Source organism: Caballeronia sp. LZ001 (assembly GCF_031450875.1).
Taxonomy (GTDB): domain Bacteria; phylum Pseudomonadota; class Gammaproteobacteria; order Burkholderiales; family Burkholderiaceae; genus Caballeronia.
Genome location: NZ_JARTVX010000004.1, coordinates 2,906,612 through 2,926,336, shown reverse-complemented (window position 1 = coordinate 2,926,336; position 19,725 = coordinate 2,906,612). Strand labels below are relative to the sequence as shown.

Genomic DNA, 19,725 nt, shown 5'->3' with positions numbered 1-19,725 from the left:
CTGCGAGCCACGGAAAGGTCCGCTTCATAGCCAAGTGCCCCGAGTATTTGCTTTAGGAGATGATTGTCATGTCTAGCATCGGACACGATGTAGCCGCGGGTCACGACCACGCGCACGACGACCATGCGCACGAGTTGCCGCATGGCTGGCGCCGGTGGCTTTTCGCCACCAACCACAAGGACATCGGGACGCTGTACCTGTTGTTCTCCTTCATCATGTTCCTCTCCGGAGGCGTGATGGCGCTTGGCATTCGTGCCGAGCTGTTCGAGCCGGGACTGCAGATCATGCGTCCCGAGTTCTTCAACCAGTTGACCACCATGCACGGCCTCATCATGGTGTTCGGCGCGATCATGCCGGCGTTCGTCGGCTTCGCGAACTGGATGGTGCCGCTGCAGATCGGCGCGTCGGACATGGCGTTCGCGCGCATGAACAACTTCAGCTTCTGGCTCCTGCCGGTCGCCGCGGTTCTGCTGGTCGGCTCGTTCTTCGTGCCGGGCGGCGCGACCGCAGCGGGCTGGACGCTTTACGCGCCGCTTTCCACGCAGATGGGCCCGGGCATGGACTTCGCCATCTTCGCGGTCCACCTCATGGGTGCGTCGTCGATCATGGGCGGCATCAACATCGTCGTGACGATCCTGAACATGCGCGCGCCCGGCATGACGCTCATGAAGATGCCGATGTTCGCATGGACGTGGCTCATCACCGCGTACCTCCTGATCGCCGTGATGCCGGTTCTGGCAGGCGCCATCACCATGGTGCTGTTCGACCGTCACTTCGGCACGTCGTTCTTCAATGCGGCGGGCGGCGGCGATCCGGTCATGTACCAGCATATCTTCTGGTTCTTCGGACACCCCGAGGTCTACATCATGATCTTGCCGGCGTTCGGGATCGTCTCGCAGGTGATTCCGGCGTTCTCGCGCAAGCCGCTTTTCGGCTATAGCTCGATGGTGTACGCCACGTCGTCGATCGCGATTCTCTCGTTCATGGTCTGGGCGCACCACATGTTCGCCACGGGCATGCCGGTGACGGGCCAGCTGTTCTTCATGTATGCGACCATGCTGATCGCCGTTCCGACGGGCGTGAAGGTGTTCAACTGGGTCGCGACGATGTGGCGCGGCGCGCTGACCTTCGAGACGCCGATGCTCTTTGCAATCGGCTTCCTGTTCGTGTTCACGATGGGCGGCTTCACGGGCCTGATCCTCTCCATGGCCCCGCTCGACATCCAGATGCACGGCACTTACTACGTGGTGGCGCACTTCCACTACGTGCTGGTGGCGGGTTCGCTTTTCGCGCTGTTCGCGGGCTGGTACTACTGGGCGCCTAAGTGGACTGGCTGGATGTATAACGAGATGCGCGGCAAGATCCACTTCTGGGCGTCGCTGATCTTCTTCAACATCACCTTCTTCCCGATGCACTTCCTGGGTCTCGCGGGCATGCCGCGTCGCTATGCGGATTACCCGGCGCAGTTCACGGACTTCAACCAGGTTGCGACCATCGGTGCGTTCGGATTCGGTCTCGCGCAGGTGTACTTCCTGTTCGCGGTCGCGCTGCCGACGTATCGCGGCGGTGGTGAGCTGGAAAAGGCAGGCGACAAGCCGTGGGATGGCGCGGAAGGACTGGAATGGACCGTGCCGAGCCCGGCGCCGTTCCATACCTTCGAGCAACCGCCGACGGTCGAATAATAGTCTGGTTTCGAAGGCTGCAAGGCTTCGCTCCGAAGCCTTGCAGTCACAAAGATCAAAGGAAGCATGGCCCCGAATCCACAAAAAAGACGTTCGCCCGAAGAAATCCGCGCGGGCAACAAGCGGCTCGGTTTGATCATGATGTTGATTGCCGCCGTCTTCTTTCTGGGTATCGTCGTCAGGCAATACCTGTTGTCGCGAGGGTAGGAAAGCCAAGTGTCCACTCAGGATGATTCTCAAGTCGACCGGTCGTTCAATCGGTCGATGCTGGTGAAGCTCTTCGTCGTGGCCGCGATGATGTTCGGCTTCGGCTTCGCCCTGGTGCCGATGTACAAGGCAATTTGCCAGATCACCGGCATCAACAATCTCGTGCAGCGCGATGCGAGCGCGCGCGAGGCGAAGAACACGCAGGTCGACGCGAGCCGCACGATTTCCATCGAGTTCGATGCGAACGCGCGCGGTCCGCTGCAGTTCAAGCCGGAGCAGAACAGTCTCGACATTCACCCCGGCGAAGTGATGACGGTGATGTACCAGGTGACCAACGAGCAAGGCCGCACGGTGAAGGCGCAGGCCATTCCGAGCTATGCGCCGAAGCAGGCCACCGAGTACTTCAAGAAGATCGAATGCTTCTGCTTCACGCAGCAGACGCTCGGGCCCAACGAGACGAAGCGCATGCCGGTGGTGTTCGTCGTGGACCCGAAGCTGCCGAAGGACGTCAAGACGATCACGCTGTCGTACACGTTCTTCGAACTCGACACACCGAAACCCGCGGCCAAGGGAACGTGATGATCATGAACCCAGAAGCACGAAATGGACGCAATGGACGTGACGGACGCAATGGCGGCGGTTTCCTGAAGCTCGTGAAGGCGGTGTTCTGGTCGTTCTTCGGCGTGCGCCGCCGGGCGGATCTAGAAAACGACGCCGCGCAGTTGAAGCCGCTGCATCTGATCGCGGCGGGGGTGATCGGCGCGGTGGTGTTCATCGTCGTATTGCTGCTGGTGGTGCGCGCGGTAGTCGGATAGACGAAACGTCGGGCGAGCGGTCGAACGCGCGGCGATACAAGAAAACTCAAGCAACTGGATCGAAGTGGAGAATCAAATGAGCGGTCAAAACGAGAGCCCGTACTATTTCGTGCCGCATCCGTCACGCCATCCGATCATGGCTGCGTGCGGTTTGCTGGTGATGCTGTCCTCGCTGGCGGCGTGGGTGAACGGTCATTCGTGGGCGCCTGCCACCACGTTCGTCGGCCTGCTGTTTCTGCTGTTCGTGCTGTGGCATTGGTTCGGCGACGCCATCTCCGAATCCGAAGGCGGCATGTACGGCAAGAACGTCGACGTGTCGTATCGCTGGAGCATGAGCTGGTTCATCTTCTCCGAAGTCATGTTCTTCGCGGCGTTTTTCGGCGCGCTGTTTTATGCGCGCGCCATCGCCATGCACGAACTCGGCAGCCTTGATTACAAGCTGATCTGGCCGGACTTCACCGCCGTGTGGCCGAACAACGGCCCGGCTGCGCTGGTGCCGCATTTCCGCTCGATGGTGCCGTGGCCGCTGCCGACCATCAACACGGCGCTCTTGCTTTCCTCGGGCGCGACGCTCACGGTGGCTCACCATGCGCTGCGTGAAGATCATCGCCGAAAGGCCATCATCTGGCTGGCTGCGACAGTCGCGCTGGGCGTGATCTTCCTGTTTTGCCAGGGCTACGAATACTTCCACGCCTACAACGAACTGAACCTGACGCTTTCGTCTGGTGTGTACGGCTCGACGTTTTTCCTCCTCACCGGCTTCCACGGTTTTCACGTGTTCCTTGGCGGCACCATGCTCGCGGTCGTATGCGTGCGCCTGATTCGCGGCCACTTCACCGCGGAACATCACTTCGCCTTCGAGGGCGCCGCGTGGTACTGGCACTTCGTCGACGTCGTGTGGCTCGGGCTGTACGTCGTCGTCTACTGGCTGTAAGCGTTTGCTTCGAGCGAGGGCGCGCCGTTTCGGCGCGCACGCTGTCACGCAAGACATGCCACGCCGCCCTCGACCTTCGCGGGCGGCGTTTTGTTTTGGGAAGTGAGTGAATGCGCGCGATTGTGTCGCGCCGCGACAATCGGTCCCGCGTGGGAAACCTTCGAGACGCGTTATCGTCCGAGCGGAATGCCGGTCGATTGAATCCAGCCCATCCAGTGCGCAAACAGGATGAACAGGAAGAGCGAAATGGACAGCCCGACGCGCGTGGCGAGCGACCACACCATGCGCTTCGTCTGACCTTTATCGGTCATCATGAAGTACAGGGCCGAGCCCAGGCTGCCAATGATGAGGATGAATGCAATAGCAACGATGATGTGCATGAAACCAGCCTGCGATAGTTGCATCGACCGCTCGCGAAACGCCGTGAGCAATATGAAAACGAGTCATCTCATTATCGCACTCGATGAATCGGTGCGTGCGGCGTCGGTTCCGGAGCGTGCGGCATGAAAATCCGCCTCTGGCCCACGGTGCTGATCCTGATCGTCGTCGCAATCACTCTGCGGCTCGGCTTCTGGCAGCGCGACCGCGCGCATCAGAAGGAAGCGCTGAACGCGCAGATCGTCGCGTTCGAGAATGCGCCCGCACGACGCGTGAGTGTCGATCCGTTGCCGCTCAAGTCGATCGAATTCCATCGCGTCGAGGCGCGCGGCGAGTTCATGCCGGAGCGCGTCGTCTATTTGGACAATCGTCCGTATAACGACCAGCCGGGCTTTTATGTCGTGATGCCGCTTAAACTCGAGGGCGGCGGCTACGTGCTCGTGAATCGCGGATGGCTGCCGCGCAACATGGCGGACCGTACGGGCATCGAGCCCTATGAGACGCCGAAAGGCATCGTGGACGTGAAGGGCATCGCGCGCTCGAATGCATCGGAGGCGTTCGAGCTCGGCAGCGGCGGCTCCGCTGCGCGTCAGCAGATCCGGCAAAACCTGAACGTCGCCTCGTATGCGGCGGAAACCGGGCTCGCGTTTCAGCCGTTCGTGATTCAACAGACGAGCGCCACCGCCGACAAGCTCGTGCGCGACTGGCCGGCGGCCACGCTTGGCGTCGATCGCAACTACGGCTACATGTTCCAGTGGTGGGGCATGTCGGCAGCGGCCATCGCCTTCGGCTTGTATGCCGCACGGCGCGCCGCGAGGAAAGACAGCGACCCGGCCGCCGCCGACGAAGCCGCCGACGACGAGGCCGCGAAAGAAGCATGAACCCATGATGCCGCGTCCGATGAACGTGGCATCGACCGAATAGAGAATCCATGCAAGCTCAACGCACCACTACAACCCGACCGCCCGCGAAAAAAGGCTCCTGGATTAGCGGCCGGTGGATGCTGGTACTGCTCGCGCTGGTCTGCGCGGCGCCGGTGATCGCCTCGTATCTGATGTACTACGTCGTCAAGCCCGCGGGCGGCACGACGAGCTACGGCACGTTGATCGAACCGCAACGGCCGATTCCGGAACAGATCGTCGTCACCGATGAAAAAGGTCAGCCGGTGCCGCTCAAGTCGCTCGAAGGCAAGTGGCTGATGATCACCGTCAACGGCAGCGATTGCGACGAAGTGTGCGTGAAGCGCCTCTATTTCATGCGGCAGGTGCGCGCGCTACAGTCGGGCGAGCGCGAGCGCGTGCTGAACGTCTGGCTGCGCACGGACGACAAGCCCGTCGCGAATGTCATCAAAACCGCGTATCCGCAACCGGACACACGCATGCTCGTGACGAACGAACAAGCCCTCTCGGGATGGCTGCCGGTGGACGCCGGCACGAAGCTTTCGGATCACATTTATCTCGTCGATCCGAACGGCAACCTGATGATGCGCTTCCCGAAGGACCCCGATCCCAAGAGGATCAACACGGACGTGGCGAAGCTATTGAAGTGGTCGCGCATCGGCTGATACGCCGGGACGCCACGACCAAAACGAAGGTGAAAGTATGTTTGTATTAGAACTCGGTCTGATCGGCCTATGCATTGCGCTGCTGCCGCTCTCGTTCGTCTGGGTCAAGGCCGATGACAACAAGTTCAGGAAGCTCGTCTGGCTAACCACTTTTCTGACGCTCGATCTGATCATGTTCGGCGGCTTCACGCGCCTGACCGATTCCGGCCTTGGCTGTCCCGACTGGCCGGGCTGTTATGGCACGGCGTCGCCGTTCATCGCGCACGCGCAGATCGCGGCCGCGCATCAGGCCATGCCCACTGGTCCGGTCAGCCCGATGAAGGCGTGGATCGAAATGCTGCATCGCTACTTTGCGATGGCGATCGGCGTGCTGATCATCGCGCAGGTCGTCATTGCGTGGACCGCGCGCATCAGACGAAAGGCGCTGCATGTTTCGCCGTGGTGGCCGACGGGCATCCTCGCGCTCATTCTGTTGCAAGGCGCTTTTGGCGCGTGGACCGTCACGCTCAAGTTGCAGCCGGTCATCGTCACGATGCATCTCTTGCTCGGGCTTGCGTTGCTGGCCGCGCTCGGCTGGCTCGCCGCGCGGCAAACGCCGATTCCCTCGCTCGACCCGGCCGCCGCGCGATGGATGCCGGCCGCGATCGTCGGCATCGTGTTGCTGGTCGTGCAGATTGCGCTAGGTGGCTGGGTCAGTACGAACTACGCGGTGCTCGCCTGCACGGACTTTCCGCTCTGCAATGGCCAATGGATTCCGCCGATGAACTTTGAACACGGTTTCCACTTGTGGCGCGCGCTCGGCATGACCGGCGACGGCGACGTCATCTCGCAGGACGCGTTGGTGGCAATCCATTGGACGCATCGCACGTTTGCGATAGTGGTCGTGCTTTATCTGCTCTGGCTCGCCGCGATGCTGCGCCGTTTCGAGTCCCTACGCACGCCCGCTACCGCCGTGCTCGTCGTTATCCTGATTCAATTTATTACAGGTTTGTCCAATATCGTGTTGCAGTGGCCGCTGCCTATCGCAGTGGCGCACAATGGCGGGGCTGCCATCCTGTTGCTACTACTCGTTATGCTAAACTTTCGAATCTCTTCCAGCCGTCCCGGCCGCGCCGCGGTTCCCGCGCGCGACGTCGTTTCAGCGTGACTCCACATCATGGATAGCACGACACTTCACTCCCCGCTTGGCAGCCGCGTATCGCAATACATTGCGCTGACCAAGCCGCGCGTCACGCAGCTTGCCGTGTTCTGCGCCGTCATCGGCATGTTCCTCGCCACGCCCGGCATGGTGCCGTGGACCGTTTTGATTGGTGGCGCGGTCGGCATCTGGCTGCTGGCGGGCGCTGCATTCGCCATCAACTGCCTCGTCGAACAGAAGATCGATGCCAAGATGCGTCGCACCGCGTGGCGTCCTTCGGCGCGCGGGCAAATCACGAGCGCGCAGATTCTCACGTTCTCGGCGGTGCTCGGCGGTATCGGCATGTGGACGCTCTATACGTTCACCAATCCGCTCACGATGTGGCTGACGGTTGCCACGTTCGTGGGCTACGCCGTCATCTACACGTTGTTGCTCAAGCCTTATACGCCGCAGAACATCGTCATTGGTGGCGCTTCGGGTGCCATGCCGCCAGCGCTCGGTTGGGCGGCCGTCACGGGTGCGGTTCCCGGCGACGCGTGGATTCTCGTGCTCATCATCTTCGTCTGGACGCCGCCGCATTTCTGGGCGCTCGCGCTGTATCGCAAGAAGGATTACGAAAACGCCGGTCTGCCCATGCTGCCTATCACGCACGGCGAGCAGTACACGCGTCTGCATATCTTCCTGTACACGGTCATCCTGTTCGCGGTCACGCTGATGCCGTTCATCTCGGGCATGAGCGGCGTGATCTATCTGGCGAGCGCGGTTGCGCTGGGCGCGGTGTTTCTCGGTTACGCGTGGAAGATTTATCGCGATTACTCGGACGCGCTGGCGCGCAAGACCTTCCGTTATTCGATCGTGTATCTGTCGCTCTTGTTCGGCGCGCTTCTGGTCGATCATTACGTTCGCACGGTGATCGGTGCATGAGGGCGTTCTTTCGCAAGATGCTCGCTCCGCTTTTGCTCGCGCTGGCGAGCATGGCGCTGCTCTCTGCATGCGAGAAGGCGCCCGATTTCAAGAACCTCGACATCACGGGCAACAAGCAGTTTGGCAGCGACTTCTCGTTGCCCGACACCAGCGGCAAGACACGCACGCTCGGTGACTTCAAAGGCAAGGCCGTGGTTTTGTTTTTCGGCTATACGCATTGCCCGGATGTCTGCCCGACCACACTCGCCGAACTCTCGCAAGCATTGCAGCAACTCGGCGGTAAAGCGAAGGACGTGCAGGTGCTCATGGTCACGGTCGATCCCGCGCGCGACACGCCCGATCTTCTCGGTCAATACGTGACGGCGTTCAACCCGGCGTATGTCGGCTTGCGGCCGGCAAACGACGCCGAGCTTGCCAAAGTCGCGAAGGATTTCCGCGTGTACTACGCGAAGTCCAACGGCAAGACGGCGGACGACTACACGATGGATCACACCGCCGCGAGCTACGTGTTCGACAAGGACGGCAAACTGCGTCTTTTCGCGCGCGACGGTCAGGGCGTCGAGCCGTGGGTGCATGACTTGAAGCTGCTGATCGACTGAGATCGGCGCATCGTTGGTTTGGAGAAAGCGGCCTGCGGGCCGCTTTCTTCATTCCGCGGCAGGCTCCGGCAACTTCAGTCCGGGCGCAAGACGTGTCGCCTTGAACTCGGTGACATCGTAGTGAGCCAAGTTCTGCTGCGCGAACGGATCTTCCGCGATGATCGCGTCGAGCCGCTCACGCTCGATAGCCGACGCCAGAATGATGCCGCCTTCGCGCGGCACTTTCGGACCCGCGATCACGAAGACGCCAGCGGCGAAGTAGCGCTGCAGATACTCGCGATGGGCTTCGAGCGCATCGTCGATTTCCGCAAGAGCGCCGGTATAACGCAGATTGATCACGTACATGATGGTGTCTCAGAAATCGGTCTGTAGCGATTCTAGACGTCAAAGCGCGAGCCGGATATCGACATGAACATTCTGTCTTTTCCGTCGCACCAAAGCCGTGCGAACATTCGTTTCCCGGTTGGCATCGACCGAGGGCGATGAATCCATCGCGGGCACTCAAGCGGCAATTTTGCAGCAACCTCGCATTGAAACAGGAACACCATGCAGCGCAGAAATTTGCTTAAAGCTCTTACCGTCGTCGCGGCATCTGCCGCTTATCTCATTAGCGTCACCGCGCATGCCGATGACAAGGTCATCAAGGTCGGCACTATTAGCGGACCCGACGCGCAAATCTGGCAAGTCGTGCAGAAGGTCGCGAAGCGCGAAGGCCTCAACGTTAAGGTGATCGAGTTCAACGATTACGTTCAGCCGAACGCCGCACTCGATGCTGGCGACCTCGACGCCAACAGCTTCCAGCATCAGCCGTATCTCGACAGTCAGGTGAAGCAGCGCGGCTACAAGATCGTGAATGCGGGACTGACCTATATCTCGCCGCTTGGCGTGTATTCGAAGAAGCTGAAGTCGCTGAAGGATCTGCCGCAAGGCGCGAAGGTCGCGGTGCCGAACGATCCGTCGAACGAAAACCGAGCGCTTCTTTTGCTGCAAGCGCAGGGCGTGATCAAGCTCAAGGCCGGCGCTGGCGTGAACGGAAACAGCGCGACGCCGCTGGATGTCGCCGAGAACCCGAAGAAGGTCAAGCTACTCGAACTCGACGCCGCGCAACTGCCGCGCACGCTCGCAGACGTCGATGCCGCCGCCATTAATACGAACTTCGCGCTGGCGGCGGGCTTGCAGCCGACCAAGGACGCTATCGCGCTAGAGGACGTGCACAGCCCTTACGCGAACTTGATTGCCGTGCGCGCCAAGGACAAAGACCAGCCGTGGGTGAAGAAGCTGGTCGCGGCGTATCAGTCCGAAGACGTGCGCCAGTTCATGAAGAGCGAGTTCAAAGGCTCGGTTGTACCTTCGTTCTGATCGAGAACGCACGGTTTGCCAACGGCGTCCCTTGGGACGCCGTTTTGCTGTCCTACGCCTTTGGGACCGAGGGCTATGCCAGCACTCGGTCCACGCAAACATCTCGAAGCATTACCACGCCGATAACGTGCGTATCGCCTCCTTTCACATGGCGCGACGTGACTGAATGCTCGCTGCCGTCTCTCTTCATCTGAAGCGACACGACGAGCGAGCGAAATCAGCCCTCAGTCCGCATAAACACGCCGAAGCTCGCGATGCCAGATCACACCCGAATCGCCATCCTGCTTCGCCGTGAAGCCAGTGCGTTTGAATAGCGCGCACAGGTCCTCATGCACCATTGGCATCCGGCAGATCACGTTATCGTAGCCCGCGCCATGCGCGAAGTTCGTACAGGCGGATACGAGTTGCACGCCCAAGCCCCGCCGACGCGCGCCCGGTTCGACGAACAACAACTCGATGCGCGCCTCTTTCTCCGACTGCGCGCTTAAGAGCGCCGCGCCGACGCGCGCGGCGCCTTCACGTTCCGCCACCCAGCAAGCAATGCGTGGCGTTCCACTCTGCACGGCGCCGAGAAAACGCGCGACGACTTTCGCCGAATAGGCTTCGTTTGAATGGGCCGCACGGTCGGATGATTCCAGATGCGCGTGACGCTCGACGATCCAGCCGAAGTCGCCACGGCGAGGGCTGCGCAAACGCGTGTTGTGGCCTTCGCCATGATGAGGACTGAGCAGCCGCTCGATGTCGATCATTGCATTGGATAACTGCTCGATCTCGCCGGCTGTGAGCCGACTGAGCAGAGTGGCCGCTTCGGCCGAGACATGCAGGTCGATCTCGTCGACCTTGGCTCGCGCGTCCGCTGTAATGGTGAGCAGATGCGCGCGGCCGTCGGATTCGTTCTTGCCGCGCACAATAAGCCCGAGCTTCTGGAAGTTGGTGAGCAGCCTGCTCAGGTAGCCTGTGTCCAGGCCCAGATTGCGCGATAAGTCAGCTGCGGTGCGTGCGCGATCGTGCGCAAGTTCGTGGAGGATGCGCACCTCCGTTAGGGAAAAGTGGCTTTTGTGAAGCCGCTCGTGCAAGGCGCCCGCATGGCGAGCGAAGAAGCGATTAAAGCGTCTGACGACGTCTACCGCTCGACTCGGATCTGAAGAGCCCATCGACTTTTATCTCTCTCAATAATCAGTTTTATTATTTAATTAGTTGCGATTCCGAACCAATTGCACCATTGTGCCAAAGAAAGAACGATCGTGCTATTGCCAAATAGCCTGATTTTAAGCGCCCGTCGATATGTAGACCATTTTGTAGTTTTGGGCTTGACATGAGGGTAAATCCCGATGGCTGTCGTCTCCAAGTTGTTCAAGTTATTGTTGTTATAAACCATTGATTTTGCGATGTTATTGCCTGTTGGCATCAAGTGAGGCAGAAGGTTTGACTGGTATTATGTTGGTTATATAATGGGCTCCAATTCGAGCCCTGCAGAGACCTCCATGAATGGACGCTTGCGGGAGTTGGCGCCCGATGCGTCGAGTCCCACGCCGCTGTATCTGCAGCTCGCCACGCGTCTTGCTGCAGCTATTCAGCGCGGCGCCTGGAATGCAGGTGAGGCGTTGCCAGCGGAGCGCACGTTGTCGGAAGCGGTCGGGGTTTCGCGTATCACCGCGCGAAAGGCGTTGGCTTTGCTCGTCGAGCGCGGGCTCATTCGGCGAGTACGCGGCGCAGGCAGTTTCATCACGCCGCGCACGCAAGATCCACTGTCGGTGCTGACGGGCTTCACGAAGAAGATGGAACAGCGCGGTTTCGCACCTGACTCGGTGTGGCTCCGGCGTGACGTGCGCGTAGCGAGTCGCGATGAAACCGTCCGTCTCGGGCTCGCGCCGGGCGCATCGGTCGCGAGTCTCGGCAGACTTCGCCGCGCGAACGGCATCGTCATGGCGGTCGAACATTCGGCGTTACCGGTGTCCGTCGTTCCGGAGCCGTTCGAGATCGGCGCGTCGCTGTATTGCTATCTCGAAGCGCGCGGGCAGTCGGTGGTGCGCGCGTTGCAGCACTTTCGCGCGGTCAACGCCGGAGCCGAGATTGCGCGGCTGATGGGCATCGCGCCGCGCGCGGCGCTGCTCGTGATCACCCGTATCGGCTACTCGGCGGAGCAGCGCGCCATCGAACTGACGGACACGTATTGCCGCGACGACTACTACGACTTCGTCGCGGAATTGCATCGATAAAAAGCGGGAAAGCAGAAGCAGCAAGATCAGAACGAGAGGACCCGAAAGCCGCCACCGCACGTTCGCCGGTCACACGGGGCCAGCGAACAGGCCTGCTCGCAGCAAGGCGCGGATGGCACTGAACCTCATCATGCATAGCGCACTTCCAGAGAACTTCATGCTGAAAGGAAACATACTCACGACCGATGGCTGGATCAACGGTTCGCTTCGCTTCGAAAACGGTCGGGTGACGGCGCTGGAAGGTCATATCGCCGATCCCTCCACGAACGACGCGCCGTATATCCTGCCCGGCTTCATCGACCTGCACGTGCATGGCGGCGGCGGGCGCGACATCATGGAAGGCGGCGACGCAGCCGATACCGTCGCGCGGCAACACGCTCAACACGGCACCACGGGCCTGCTCGCCACCACGATGACCGCGCCGCGCGACGAACTCCTGCAAGTTCTCGCGGGCTTGGGCGAGCAGGCGAAGCACCGAGCCGCAAGCGGCGCGCGCATGCTCGGCGTGCATCTCGAAGGGCCGTATATCAATCCCGGCAAGCTCGGCGCGCAGCCGGACGCCGCGGCCGTCGCGGTGCGCGACGAAGTGCTCGAATATTTGTCGCTCGCGCCCATTCGCGTCGTGACCATCGCGCCGGAAATCTCCGGGCATCTAGAGATCATTTCCGAACTCGCCTCGCGCGGCGTGCGCGTGCAGCTCGGTCATTCGCTCGGCACTTACGATGACGCCGTCAATGCGCTCAAGCACGGCGCGCGCGGTTTCACGCATCTCTTCAACGCGATGTCGCCGCTGCATCATCGCGATCCGGGCATGGTAGGCGCCGCGCTCGCGCACGCCGAGTACGCGGAACTGATCCCGGATTTGCTGCACGTTCATCCGGGCGCGATTCGCGCCGCGATGCGCGCAATTCCGCGCCTTTACGTCGTTACCGACAGCACCTCGGCGGCCGGCATGCCGGACGGCGAATACCGCCTTGGCAGCCAGCACGTCACCAAGTGCATGGGCGGCGTGCGTCTCGCGGACGGCACGCTCGCCGGCAGCACGCTGACCATGGACCAGGCGCTGCGCAATCTCGTCTCGCTGGGCATTCCGCTCGCGGACGTCTCGAACCGTTTGTCACGCTTTCCCGCCGATTACCTCGGACTCGAAGATCGCGGCCGCATCGCGCGTGGCGCATGGGCCGATCTCGTCGTGCTCGACCGGGAACTCGCGCTGAGCGCCACGTATGTCGAAGGAGAATCAATTGTCGAATATGCTTAACGAGGCCTTGGAGTCCGCCGACGTCGTCGCGGCCCAGCTCGCCGATACCTCGCGCATCGAAGCGCTCGCGGTCAAGCTCGCCGAGCAGCCGCGCCATGTCGCGCTCACCGTTGCGCGCGGCAGTTCCGACCACGCCGCCAGTTATTTCGCAAGCCTGACGATGAGCCGCATCGGCGTGCCGGTTGCTTCGCTGCCCATGTCCGTGGCGACGCTTCAACAGGCACCGCTGCGCGTGTCGGGCCAGCTCGCGGTCGCGTTCTCGCAGTCGGGCAAGAGCCCCGATCTCGTCGGCACGATGCAGGCGTTGCGCGATGCGGGCGCGTTCACCGTTGCTGCCGTCAATGTCGCGAACTCCCCGCTGGAAAAAACGTGCGAGTGGTATCTGCCGCTTTTCGCCGGGCCGGAATTGTCGGTGGCGGCAACCAAGAGCTATATCGCCATGCTGTCGCTCTCGGCCATCGTCGTCGCGCATGTTCAACGCGATACCGAACTGCTCGACGCGCTCGAGTCGTTGCCGGACGCCTTGCGCGCGGCGGGCAAGCTCGACTGGACGCGTGCTGTGAACGAACTCACGAACGTCGATCGCATGATCGTGATCGGCCGTGGTCTCGGTCTCGCTATCGCGCAGGAAGCTGCGCTCAAGCTTAAGGAAACCTCCGGCATTCAGGCGGAAGCGTTCTCCAGCGCCGAAGTGCGTCATGGTCCGATGGAGATCATCGACAAGGACTATCCGCTGCTCGTGTTCGCCCCGCGCGGGCCGGAGCAGGCAGGCTTGATTCAACTGGCGGCCGACATGCGCGCACGCGGCGCACGCGTGCTGCTCGCGGCGCCTGCCGACGTGCCCGGCGCGGAATTGCCGCTCGTCGCCACTAATCACCCGGCGCTCGATCCGATCGCCGCAATCCTTTCGTTCTATGTGATGGCCGCGGGTCTGGCCGCCGCGCGCGGGCGCAATCCCGACGCGCCGCGCCACCTGAACAAGGTCACCGAAACCCACTAAGCGAGTAAGCCGATGCGTCGCGCCGAGGAGTCACTGTTGAATCATCCCATCGATAACCCGAACGACGTCGTGTTGCTCGCGCCGTTCACCGGCCCCGTCGTCCCGCTCGCCGACGTGCCGGACCCTGTGTTCGCGGAAGGCATGTTCGGCGACGGCATCGGCATCGATCCGCTCGATGGCGTGCTCGTCGCGCCTTGCGACGGGACGGTGACGCATCTGGCGCGCACGCATCACGCGGTCACGTTGCGCACGCCGCACGGGGCGGAAATTCTCGTGCATATCGGCATCGATACGGTCGAATTGGGCGGCCAGGGCTTCGCGCCGATGATCGAGCAGGGCGCAACCGTGCGCGCGGGTCAGCCGCTCATCGAGTTCAATGCGGATTTCGTCGCGCAGCACGCGCCGAGTCTCGTTTCCGTTATTGCCGTCGCCAATGGCGATGCCTTCGAAGTCATCGAGCGTGCCGGTCGCGGCATGTTGAAGGCTGGCGCACGCATGCTCGTGCTGCGCGCGAAAGACGGCGCCAGGGCCGAAAGCGCGCGTTCGAGCGCGAACGTGACGGAAGAAGCGCGCCGCACGTTGACGCTCGGTCACGCGGGCGGTTTGCATGCGCGTCCGGCGGCGCGCGCGCGCGAAGCCGCACGCGGTTTCGATGCAAAGGTCGAGATCCGTTATCAAGGCCGCAAGGCGCCGGTGGAAAGCGTCGTCGGGTTGCTGGGTCTCGGCGCGGGCGAAGGCGCGACCGTCGAGCTGCTGGGTATCGGCGCGCAGGCGAAGGAAGCCGTCGACGCCGTCGCGGCGGAGTTGCTGCGCGCGGGTCAGGGCGAAGTCGAAGAGTCACCGGCACGCGCGAAATCGCCCGCGCCGGTCGTGGCTGCGAGCGCGGTCGCGCAACCGCTCGCGCCGAACACGCTTGCGGGCGTGTGCGCGGCGCCGGGCATCGCGGTCGGCAAACTGGTGCGCTGGGACGACAAGGAAATCGTGCCGCCCGAAGCGGCCACGCAATCGTCGGCGGCGGAAAGCCGTGCACTCGATCGCGCCATCTCGCAAGTCGATGCCGAACTCGACGAAACCGTACGCACCGCATCGCAACGCGGCGCGGTCGGCGAGGCGGGAATCTTCGCGGTGCATCGCGTGTTGCTGGAAGACCCGACGCTCGTCGATGCCGCGCGCGATCTCATCAGCCTCGGCAAGAGCGCGGGCTTCGCGTGGCGCGAGGCGATCCGCGCGCAAATCGCGCTCTTGAACAACGTGAAGGACGAACTGCTCGCCGAACGCGCCGCCGATCTGCGCGATATCGAGAAACGCGTGCTGCGCGCGCTCGGCCACACGAACACCGCCGCGCGCGAAATGCCCGCTGAAGCCGTGCTCGCGGCTGTCGAATTCACGCCTTCCGATTTGTCTTCGCTCGACCGCACGCGCGTGACCGCGCTCGTGATGTCGCGCGGCGGCGCCACCTCGCATGCGGCGATCATCGCGCGACAGGTGGGCATTCCGGCGCTCGTCGCCATCGGCGATGCACTGCACGCGATTTCCGAAGGCACGCAAGTGGTCGTGGACGCGTCGGCGGGACGTATCGAACATGCGCCGACCGAACTCGATGTCGAACGCGCGCGCAACGAACGCGATCGTCTTTTGAACGTGCGCGAGGCGAATCGCAAGATGTCGGGACAGGCCGCGACGACCCGCGACGGCCACGCCGTCGAAATCGCCGCGAACATCGCCACGCTCGAAGATGCGCAAGCCGCTGTCGAAAATGGCGCCGACGCGGTCGGCCTCCTGCGTACCGAATTGCTGTTCATTCATCGTCAGTCGGCGCCGACGCCCGGCGAACATGCGTCGAGCTATCAGGGAATCGTGGATGCGCTGCAGGGCCGCACCGCGATCATTCGCACGCTGGATGTCGGCGCGGATAAGGAAGTCGATTATCTGACGCTGCCGCCCGAGGAAAATCCGGCGCTCGGTCTGCGCGGCATTCGCCTCGCACAAGTGCGGCCCGATCTGCTCGACGATCAACTGCGTGGTCTGCTCGCCGTGAAGCCGCTCGGCGCGGTGCGCATTCTTCTGCCGATGGTCACCGACTCCGGCGAACTGCAACGCCTGCGGGTACGGATCGACGAACTGGCGCGCGAAGCGGGCCGCACGGAACCGATCGAAGTGGGCGTGATGATCGAAGTGCCGTCAGCGGCGCTGCTTGCCGATCAGCTCGCGAAATACGCGGATTTTCTGTCCATCGGCACCAACGACCTCACGCAGTACACGCTCGCGATGGACCGTTGCCAGCCCGATCTCGCCGCGCAGTCCGACGGCCTGCATCCGGCCGTGCTGCGGCTCATCAAGACGGCCGTGCAAGGCGCGCAAAAGCACGGAAAGTGGGTCGGCGTGTGCGGTGCGCTCGGTGGCGATCCGCTCGCGGTGCCGTTGCTGATCGGCCTCGGCGTGACGGAATTGTCGGTCGATCCGGTGGCGGTGCCGGGCATCAAGGCGCGCGTGCGTAATCTCGATTACCAGCTTTGCCGGCAGCGCGCGGAAGACGTGCTCGCGCTCGAATCCGCGCAGGCAGTAAGAGCGGCCAGCCTTGAAATCTGGCCGCAAGACTGACGAACGCAGTAATCCCCAAGCAGCAAAGACAAGACCTATATCTTTTGGAGAACCCCGATGGACGCTAACCCGTTTGCAAAGATGCAGCGCCTGGGCCGAGCCCTGATGCTGCCGATTGCCGTACTACCGGTAGCCGGCCTGCTATTGCGTCTAGGCCAGCCCGATGTCTTCAACATCAAGATGATCGCCGACGCGGGCGACGCCATCTTCACGAACCTGCCGCTTCTGTTCGCCATCGGCGTGGCGGTCGGTTTCGCGAAGGACAACAACGGCACGGCGGGTCTTGCCGGTGCCATCGGCTATCTCATCGAGATCGCCGTAATGAAGGACATCAACGACAAGCTCAACATGGGCGTGTTGTCGGGGATCGTCGCGGGCGTGGTCGCGGGCTATCTGTATAACCGCTACAAGGACATCAAGCTGCCGGAATATCTGGCGTTCTTCGGCGGCAAGCGTTTCGTGCCTATCGTCACGGGGGTCGCGTGTCTCGCGCTCGGCATCATATTCGGCTACATCTGGCAGCCGGTGCAGGCGGCTATCGACCTGGCCGGAACGTGGCTCACCACGGCGGGCGCGCTCGGCACTTTCGTCTTCGGCGTGCTGAACCGCATTCTGCTGGTGACGGGTCTGCATCACATCATCAACTCGCTCGCGTGGTTCGTGTTCGGCTCGTTTACGCCGCCGGATGGTGGCGCGGTCGTTCATGGCGATCTGCACCGCTTCTTTGCCGGCGATAAAACCGCGGGCGGCTTCATGACGGGCTTCTTCCCGATCATGATGTTCGGCCTTCCGGCCGCGTGTCTGGCGATGTTCCACGAAGCGCCGAAAGAGCGCCGCGCGGTCGTCGGCGGCCTGCTGTTCTCGATGGCGCTCACCGCGTTCCTGACGGGCGTGACCGAGCCGATCGAATACAGCTTCATGTTCCTGGCTCCGGTGCTTTACGCGATCCATGCGGTACTTACCGGCGTGTCGCTCGCGATCTGCTCGGCGCTCGGCATTCATCTGGGCTTCACGTTCTCGGCGGGTGCGATCGACTACGTGCTGAACTACGGTCTGTCGCAACGCGGCTGGATGGCGATTCCGCTCGGGCTCGTCTACGGCGTGATCTATTACGGCCTGTTCCGCTTCTTCATCCGCAAGTTCAATATGGCGACGCCGGGCCGCGAGCCTGGCCACGACCGATGCCGAAACGTCGGCCACGCCGGTTGCAGGCGGCTACGGCACCCCGCTGCCGGGTGCAGCGAACACGCGCGCCGCGAAGTACATTGCGGCGCTGGGCGGCGCGTCGAACCTGAGGCTCGTCGATGCCTGCACGACGCGTCTGCGTTTGTCGGTGGCGGATACGGAGAAGGTGTCGGAAGCGCAGTTGAAGAGCATCGGCGCGCGTGGCGTGCTCAAGCGGGGCGCGACGAACGTGCAGGTGATCATCGGACCGGAAGCGGACATCATCGCCGATGAAATTCGCGGTGAACTTGAACATTCGTCGACGCGCGGAGCGACGCCGGCTTCGTCCGCTCCGGCCGCTGCTTCGGTGGCTTCCGCGAACGTTGGCGCCTTCGATCAGACTGCCGGCCCGCTCGATCCCGATCCGCTGCGCTGGCTGGCGGTGTTCGGCGGCGCGACCAATGTCGTCACGCTCGATGCCGTCGCGCAAACGCGACTGCGCGTGGTCGTGCGCGATCCTTCGGCGGTGGATCGTCAGCGCCTGTCGACGCTGGATGTCGCGTGGGTGTCGGCGGATACGTTCCACATCGTCGTGGGCGCGGCCGCGCAGCGTTACGCGGCACAACTCGCGACGCGCGTGCCGGGAAGTGGCGGCGGGGCATCGCCGTTGCCGGCTTGATGCGAGATTCGGTCTGGTTTTGATGAACGGCGCTTTCGGGCGCCGTTTTTATAGTGGGCGACGTTTAAGTCACTGCTGCCGTTACGGCACACCTCCGCCCAAAAACAAAAACCCGCTGTCCTTTCGGAACAGCGGGCTTCGAACTTACTTCAGCACCGAACTACGGTCATCGAGCTACCGCGATATCACGCGTACTCGGCCAGCGCGGAACGCATCTTCTTCATCGCGCTCGCTTCGATCTGACGGATACGCTCGGCCGATACGCCGAATTCGTCCGCCAGTTCGTGAAGCGTCATGCCGCCCGAGCCGTCGTCCTGCACTTCGAGCCAGCGCGCTTCGACAATACGGCGGCTACGCGCATCCAGCGATTCCAGCGCGGAAGCCAACCCGTCGCTTTGCAACTTGTCGAACTGACGCGCGGCGATGACATTCGTCGGCTCGCTATGCGAGTCAGCCAGATAGGCGATCGGCGCATAGGCTTCCTCGCCATCTTCGACCTGGCCTTCGAGCGCGATATCTCCGCCCGACAGACGCGTTTCCATCTCGGCGACTTCCTCGCGCTTCACGTTCAACTGGCTTGCCAGACCTTCGATTTCCTCCGGTGTGAACGCCGAAGTGCCGGTCTTGTGGCTGCGCAGGTTGAAGAACAGCTTGCGTTGCGCCTTGGTCGTCGCGACCTTCACCATGCGCCAGTTGCGCAGGATGTACTCGTGAATCTCCGCCTTGATCCAGTGCATGGCGTACGACACGAGGCGTACGTTTTGTTCGGGATCGAAGCGCTTGACGGCCTTCATCAGACCGATATTGCCTTCTTGGATCAGGTCCGCGTGCGGCAGACCATAACCCAGGTAATTCCGGGCGATGGACACGACGAGGCGCAGGTGCGAAAGCACCAGTTGCCGCGCCGCATTCAGGTTGCCCTGTTCGCGGAATTCGGTGGCGTACTGACGCTCCTCTGCTTGCGAAAGCATTGGAATGCGGTTCACCGCTTGTATGTATGAATCGATGTTGCCGATCTGGCCGGTCAACATGGACGATTGTGCGTACGTCAGCGCGCCTGCCGAAGTTGCCTTGGCAGGTGCCGAGCTAAGAACATTCGGAAGGGTCATCGCATTGGACACGCTCATAAGCTCCTTATCAACAAATGCCTGTTGCCGCAAAGGCGCGGCAAGTCAGACATGATATTAGCACTCCGCTTCAA

19 protein-coding genes and 1 pseudogene are annotated in these 19,725 nt (G+C 62.2%); 16 read left to right on the top strand and 4 right to left on the bottom strand.

The window, feature by feature from the left end; all coding sequences use genetic code 11:
- Positions 1 to 68 precede the first annotated feature (68 nt).
- The 5 genes from ctaD to P9292_RS24540 all read left to right on the top strand — a co-directional run bounded on the left by ctaD (position 69) and on the right by P9292_RS24540 (position 3,638).
- Positions 69 to 1,682 carry a cytochrome c oxidase subunit I gene (ctaD, locus tag P9292_RS24560; protein WP_309961657.1) on the top strand — a complete coding sequence of 538 codons (1,614 nt, stop codon included), beginning with the start codon at positions 69 to 71 and terminating at the stop codon, positions 1,680 to 1,682.
- A gap of 66 nt (positions 1,683 to 1,748) precedes the next feature.
- Positions 1,749 to 1,889 (top strand): cytochrome oxidase small assembly protein, encoded by a 141-nt coding sequence (locus P9292_RS24555; RefSeq protein WP_244826879.1) that lies wholly within the window; start codon positions 1,749 to 1,751, stop codon positions 1,887 to 1,889.
- Positions 1,890 to 1,898: 9 nt separating this feature from the next.
- Entirely contained in the window at positions 1,899 to 2,468 is a 570-nt protein-coding gene (locus P9292_RS24550; RefSeq protein WP_244826880.1) for a cytochrome c oxidase assembly protein, read from the top strand.
- 5 nt (positions 2,469 to 2,473) lie between these two features.
- On the top strand, positions 2,474 to 2,704 hold the full coding sequence (locus P9292_RS24545) for a DUF2970 domain-containing protein (RefSeq protein ID WP_244826881.1): 231 nt from the start codon (positions 2,474 to 2,476) through the stop codon (positions 2,702 to 2,704).
- A gap of 76 nt (positions 2,705 to 2,780) precedes the next feature.
- Complete coding sequence (locus tag P9292_RS24540; protein ID WP_244826882.1) at positions 2,781 to 3,638, top strand: cytochrome c oxidase subunit 3; 858 nt, start codon at positions 2,781 to 2,783, stop codon at positions 3,636 to 3,638.
- Between the two features lie 170 nt (positions 3,639 to 3,808).
- Here the strand turns inward: P9292_RS24540 and P9292_RS24535 are convergent, their stop codons facing one another.
- Positions 3,809 to 4,018, bottom strand: coding sequence for a twin transmembrane helix small protein (locus tag P9292_RS24535; RefSeq protein WP_244826883.1), 210 nt, complete (start codon positions 4,016 to 4,018; stop codon positions 3,809 to 3,811).
- 123 nt (positions 4,019 to 4,141) lie between these two features.
- On the opposite strand from P9292_RS24535, the gene P9292_RS24530 reads away from it, so the two are divergent.
- From P9292_RS24530 to P9292_RS24510, 5 genes are read left to right on the top strand one after another with little or no spacing between them, the layout of a single operon-like run.
- Positions 4,142 to 4,897, top strand: a complete 756-nt coding sequence (locus P9292_RS24530) for an SURF1 family protein (RefSeq protein WP_309961656.1) — start codon at positions 4,142 to 4,144, stop codon at positions 4,895 to 4,897.
- Between the two features lie 50 nt (positions 4,898 to 4,947).
- Entirely contained in the window at positions 4,948 to 5,580 is a 633-nt protein-coding gene (locus tag P9292_RS24525; protein WP_309961655.1) for a cytochrome C oxidase subunit I, read from the top strand.
- A gap of 37 nt (positions 5,581 to 5,617) precedes the next feature.
- Positions 5,618 to 6,727 (top strand): COX15/CtaA family protein, encoded by a 1,110-nt coding sequence (locus P9292_RS24520; protein WP_309961653.1) that lies wholly within the window; start codon positions 5,618 to 5,620, stop codon positions 6,725 to 6,727.
- Positions 6,728 to 6,736: 9 nt separating this feature from the next.
- Positions 6,737 to 7,642, top strand: coding sequence for a heme o synthase (gene cyoE / locus P9292_RS24515; protein WP_244826887.1), 906 nt, complete (start codon positions 6,737 to 6,739; stop codon positions 7,640 to 7,642).
- Positions 7,639 to 8,241: an SCO family protein gene (locus P9292_RS24510; protein ID WP_250525329.1), complete on the top strand. Its 603-nt coding sequence runs from the start codon at positions 7,639 to 7,641 to the stop codon at positions 8,239 to 8,241. Before cyoE ends, P9292_RS24510 begins: the two co-directional genes overlap by 4 nt.
- 48 nt (positions 8,242 to 8,289) lie before the next feature.
- On the opposite strand, the gene P9292_RS24505 is transcribed toward P9292_RS24510, so the two are convergent.
- Positions 8,290 to 8,586: a YciI family protein gene (locus P9292_RS24505; RefSeq protein WP_250491726.1), complete on the bottom strand. Its 297-nt coding sequence runs from the start codon at positions 8,584 to 8,586 to the stop codon at positions 8,290 to 8,292.
- A 201-nt stretch (positions 8,587 to 8,787) separates the two neighbouring features.
- Between P9292_RS24505 and P9292_RS24500 the strand changes: the two genes are divergently transcribed.
- Positions 8,788 to 9,600 (top strand): MetQ/NlpA family ABC transporter substrate-binding protein, encoded by an 813-nt coding sequence (locus P9292_RS24500; RefSeq protein ID WP_250462812.1) that lies wholly within the window; start codon positions 8,788 to 8,790, stop codon positions 9,598 to 9,600.
- Positions 9,601 to 9,824: 224 nt separating this feature from the next.
- Here the strand turns inward: P9292_RS24500 and P9292_RS24495 are convergent, their stop codons facing one another.
- Entirely contained in the window at positions 9,825 to 10,634 is an 810-nt protein-coding gene (locus P9292_RS24495) for a helix-turn-helix domain-containing GNAT family N-acetyltransferase (protein WP_309961650.1), read from the bottom strand.
- 450 nt (positions 10,635 to 11,084) lie between these two features.
- On the opposite strand from P9292_RS24495, the gene P9292_RS24490 reads away from it, so the two are divergent.
- The 5 genes and pseudogenes from P9292_RS24490 (at position 11,085) to nagE (ending at position 18,524) form a co-directional block, all read left to right on the top strand.
- Positions 11,085 to 11,819: a GntR family transcriptional regulator gene (locus P9292_RS24490; RefSeq protein WP_309961648.1), complete on the top strand. Its 735-nt coding sequence runs from the start codon at positions 11,085 to 11,087 to the stop codon at positions 11,817 to 11,819.
- Between the two features lie 157 nt (positions 11,820 to 11,976).
- Positions 11,977 to 13,080, top strand: coding sequence for an N-acetylglucosamine-6-phosphate deacetylase (gene nagA / locus P9292_RS24485; RefSeq protein WP_309961646.1), 1,104 nt, complete (start codon positions 11,977 to 11,979; stop codon positions 13,078 to 13,080).
- Positions 13,073 to 14,080 carry an SIS domain-containing protein gene (locus tag P9292_RS24480; protein WP_309964163.1) on the top strand — a complete coding sequence of 336 codons (1,008 nt, stop codon included), beginning with the start codon at positions 13,073 to 13,075 and terminating at the stop codon, positions 14,078 to 14,080. Before nagA ends, P9292_RS24480 begins: the two co-directional genes overlap by 8 nt.
- A 12-nt stretch (positions 14,081 to 14,092) precedes the next feature.
- Positions 14,093 to 16,681 (top strand): phosphoenolpyruvate--protein phosphotransferase, encoded by a 2,589-nt coding sequence (gene ptsP / locus P9292_RS24475; protein ID WP_309961645.1) that lies wholly within the window; start codon positions 14,093 to 14,095, stop codon positions 16,679 to 16,681.
- Between the two features lie 57 nt (positions 16,682 to 16,738).
- Positions 16,739 to 18,524: pseudogene (nagE, locus tag P9292_RS24470) on the top strand (N-acetylglucosamine-specific PTS transporter subunit IIBC).
- A 185-nt stretch (positions 18,525 to 18,709) separates the two neighbouring features.
- Here nagE and rpoH read toward each other — a convergent pair.
- Positions 18,710 to 19,645, bottom strand: a complete 936-nt coding sequence (rpoH, locus tag P9292_RS24465; protein ID WP_244827955.1) for an RNA polymerase sigma factor RpoH — start codon at positions 19,643 to 19,645, stop codon at positions 18,710 to 18,712.
- Between the last annotated feature and the right edge of the window lie 80 nt (positions 19,646 to 19,725).

Coding starts and splice junctions, on each gene's coding strand:
- ctaD (WP_309961657.1), top strand. CDS start 69: ATGTCTAGCATCGGACACGATGTAGCCGCGGGTCACGACCACGCGCAC.
- P9292_RS24555 (WP_244826879.1), top strand. CDS start 1,749: ATGGCCCCGAATCCACAAAAAAGACGTTCGCCCGAAGAAATCCGCGCG.
- P9292_RS24545 (WP_244826881.1), top strand. CDS start 2,474: ATGAACCCAGAAGCACGAAATGGACGCAATGGACGTGACGGACGCAAT.
- P9292_RS24540 (WP_244826882.1), top strand. CDS start 2,781: ATGAGCGGTCAAAACGAGAGCCCGTACTATTTCGTGCCGCATCCGTCA.
- P9292_RS24535 (WP_244826883.1), bottom strand. CDS start 4,018: ATGCACATCATCGTTGCTATTGCATTCATCCTCATCATTGGCAGCCTG.
- P9292_RS24530 (WP_309961656.1), top strand. CDS start 4,142: ATGAAAATCCGCCTCTGGCCCACGGTGCTGATCCTGATCGTCGTCGCA.
- P9292_RS24525 (WP_309961655.1), top strand. CDS start 4,948: ATGCAAGCTCAACGCACCACTACAACCCGACCGCCCGCGAAAAAAGGC.
- P9292_RS24520 (WP_309961653.1), top strand. CDS start 5,618: ATGTTTGTATTAGAACTCGGTCTGATCGGCCTATGCATTGCGCTGCTG.
- cyoE (WP_244826887.1), top strand. CDS start 6,737: ATGGATAGCACGACACTTCACTCCCCGCTTGGCAGCCGCGTATCGCAA.
- P9292_RS24510 (WP_250525329.1), top strand. CDS start 7,639: ATGAGGGCGTTCTTTCGCAAGATGCTCGCTCCGCTTTTGCTCGCGCTG.
- P9292_RS24505 (WP_250491726.1), bottom strand. CDS start 8,586: ATGTACGTGATCAATCTGCGTTATACCGGCGCTCTTGCGGAAATCGAC.
- P9292_RS24500 (WP_250462812.1), top strand. CDS start 8,788: ATGCAGCGCAGAAATTTGCTTAAAGCTCTTACCGTCGTCGCGGCATCT.
- P9292_RS24490 (WP_309961648.1), top strand. CDS start 11,085: ATGAATGGACGCTTGCGGGAGTTGGCGCCCGATGCGTCGAGTCCCACG.
- nagA (WP_309961646.1), top strand. CDS start 11,977: ATGCTGAAAGGAAACATACTCACGACCGATGGCTGGATCAACGGTTCG.
- P9292_RS24480 (WP_309964163.1), top strand. CDS start 13,073: ATGCTTAACGAGGCCTTGGAGTCCGCCGACGTCGTCGCGGCCCAGCTC.
- ptsP (WP_309961645.1), top strand. CDS start 14,093: ATGCGTCGCGCCGAGGAGTCACTGTTGAATCATCCCATCGATAACCCG.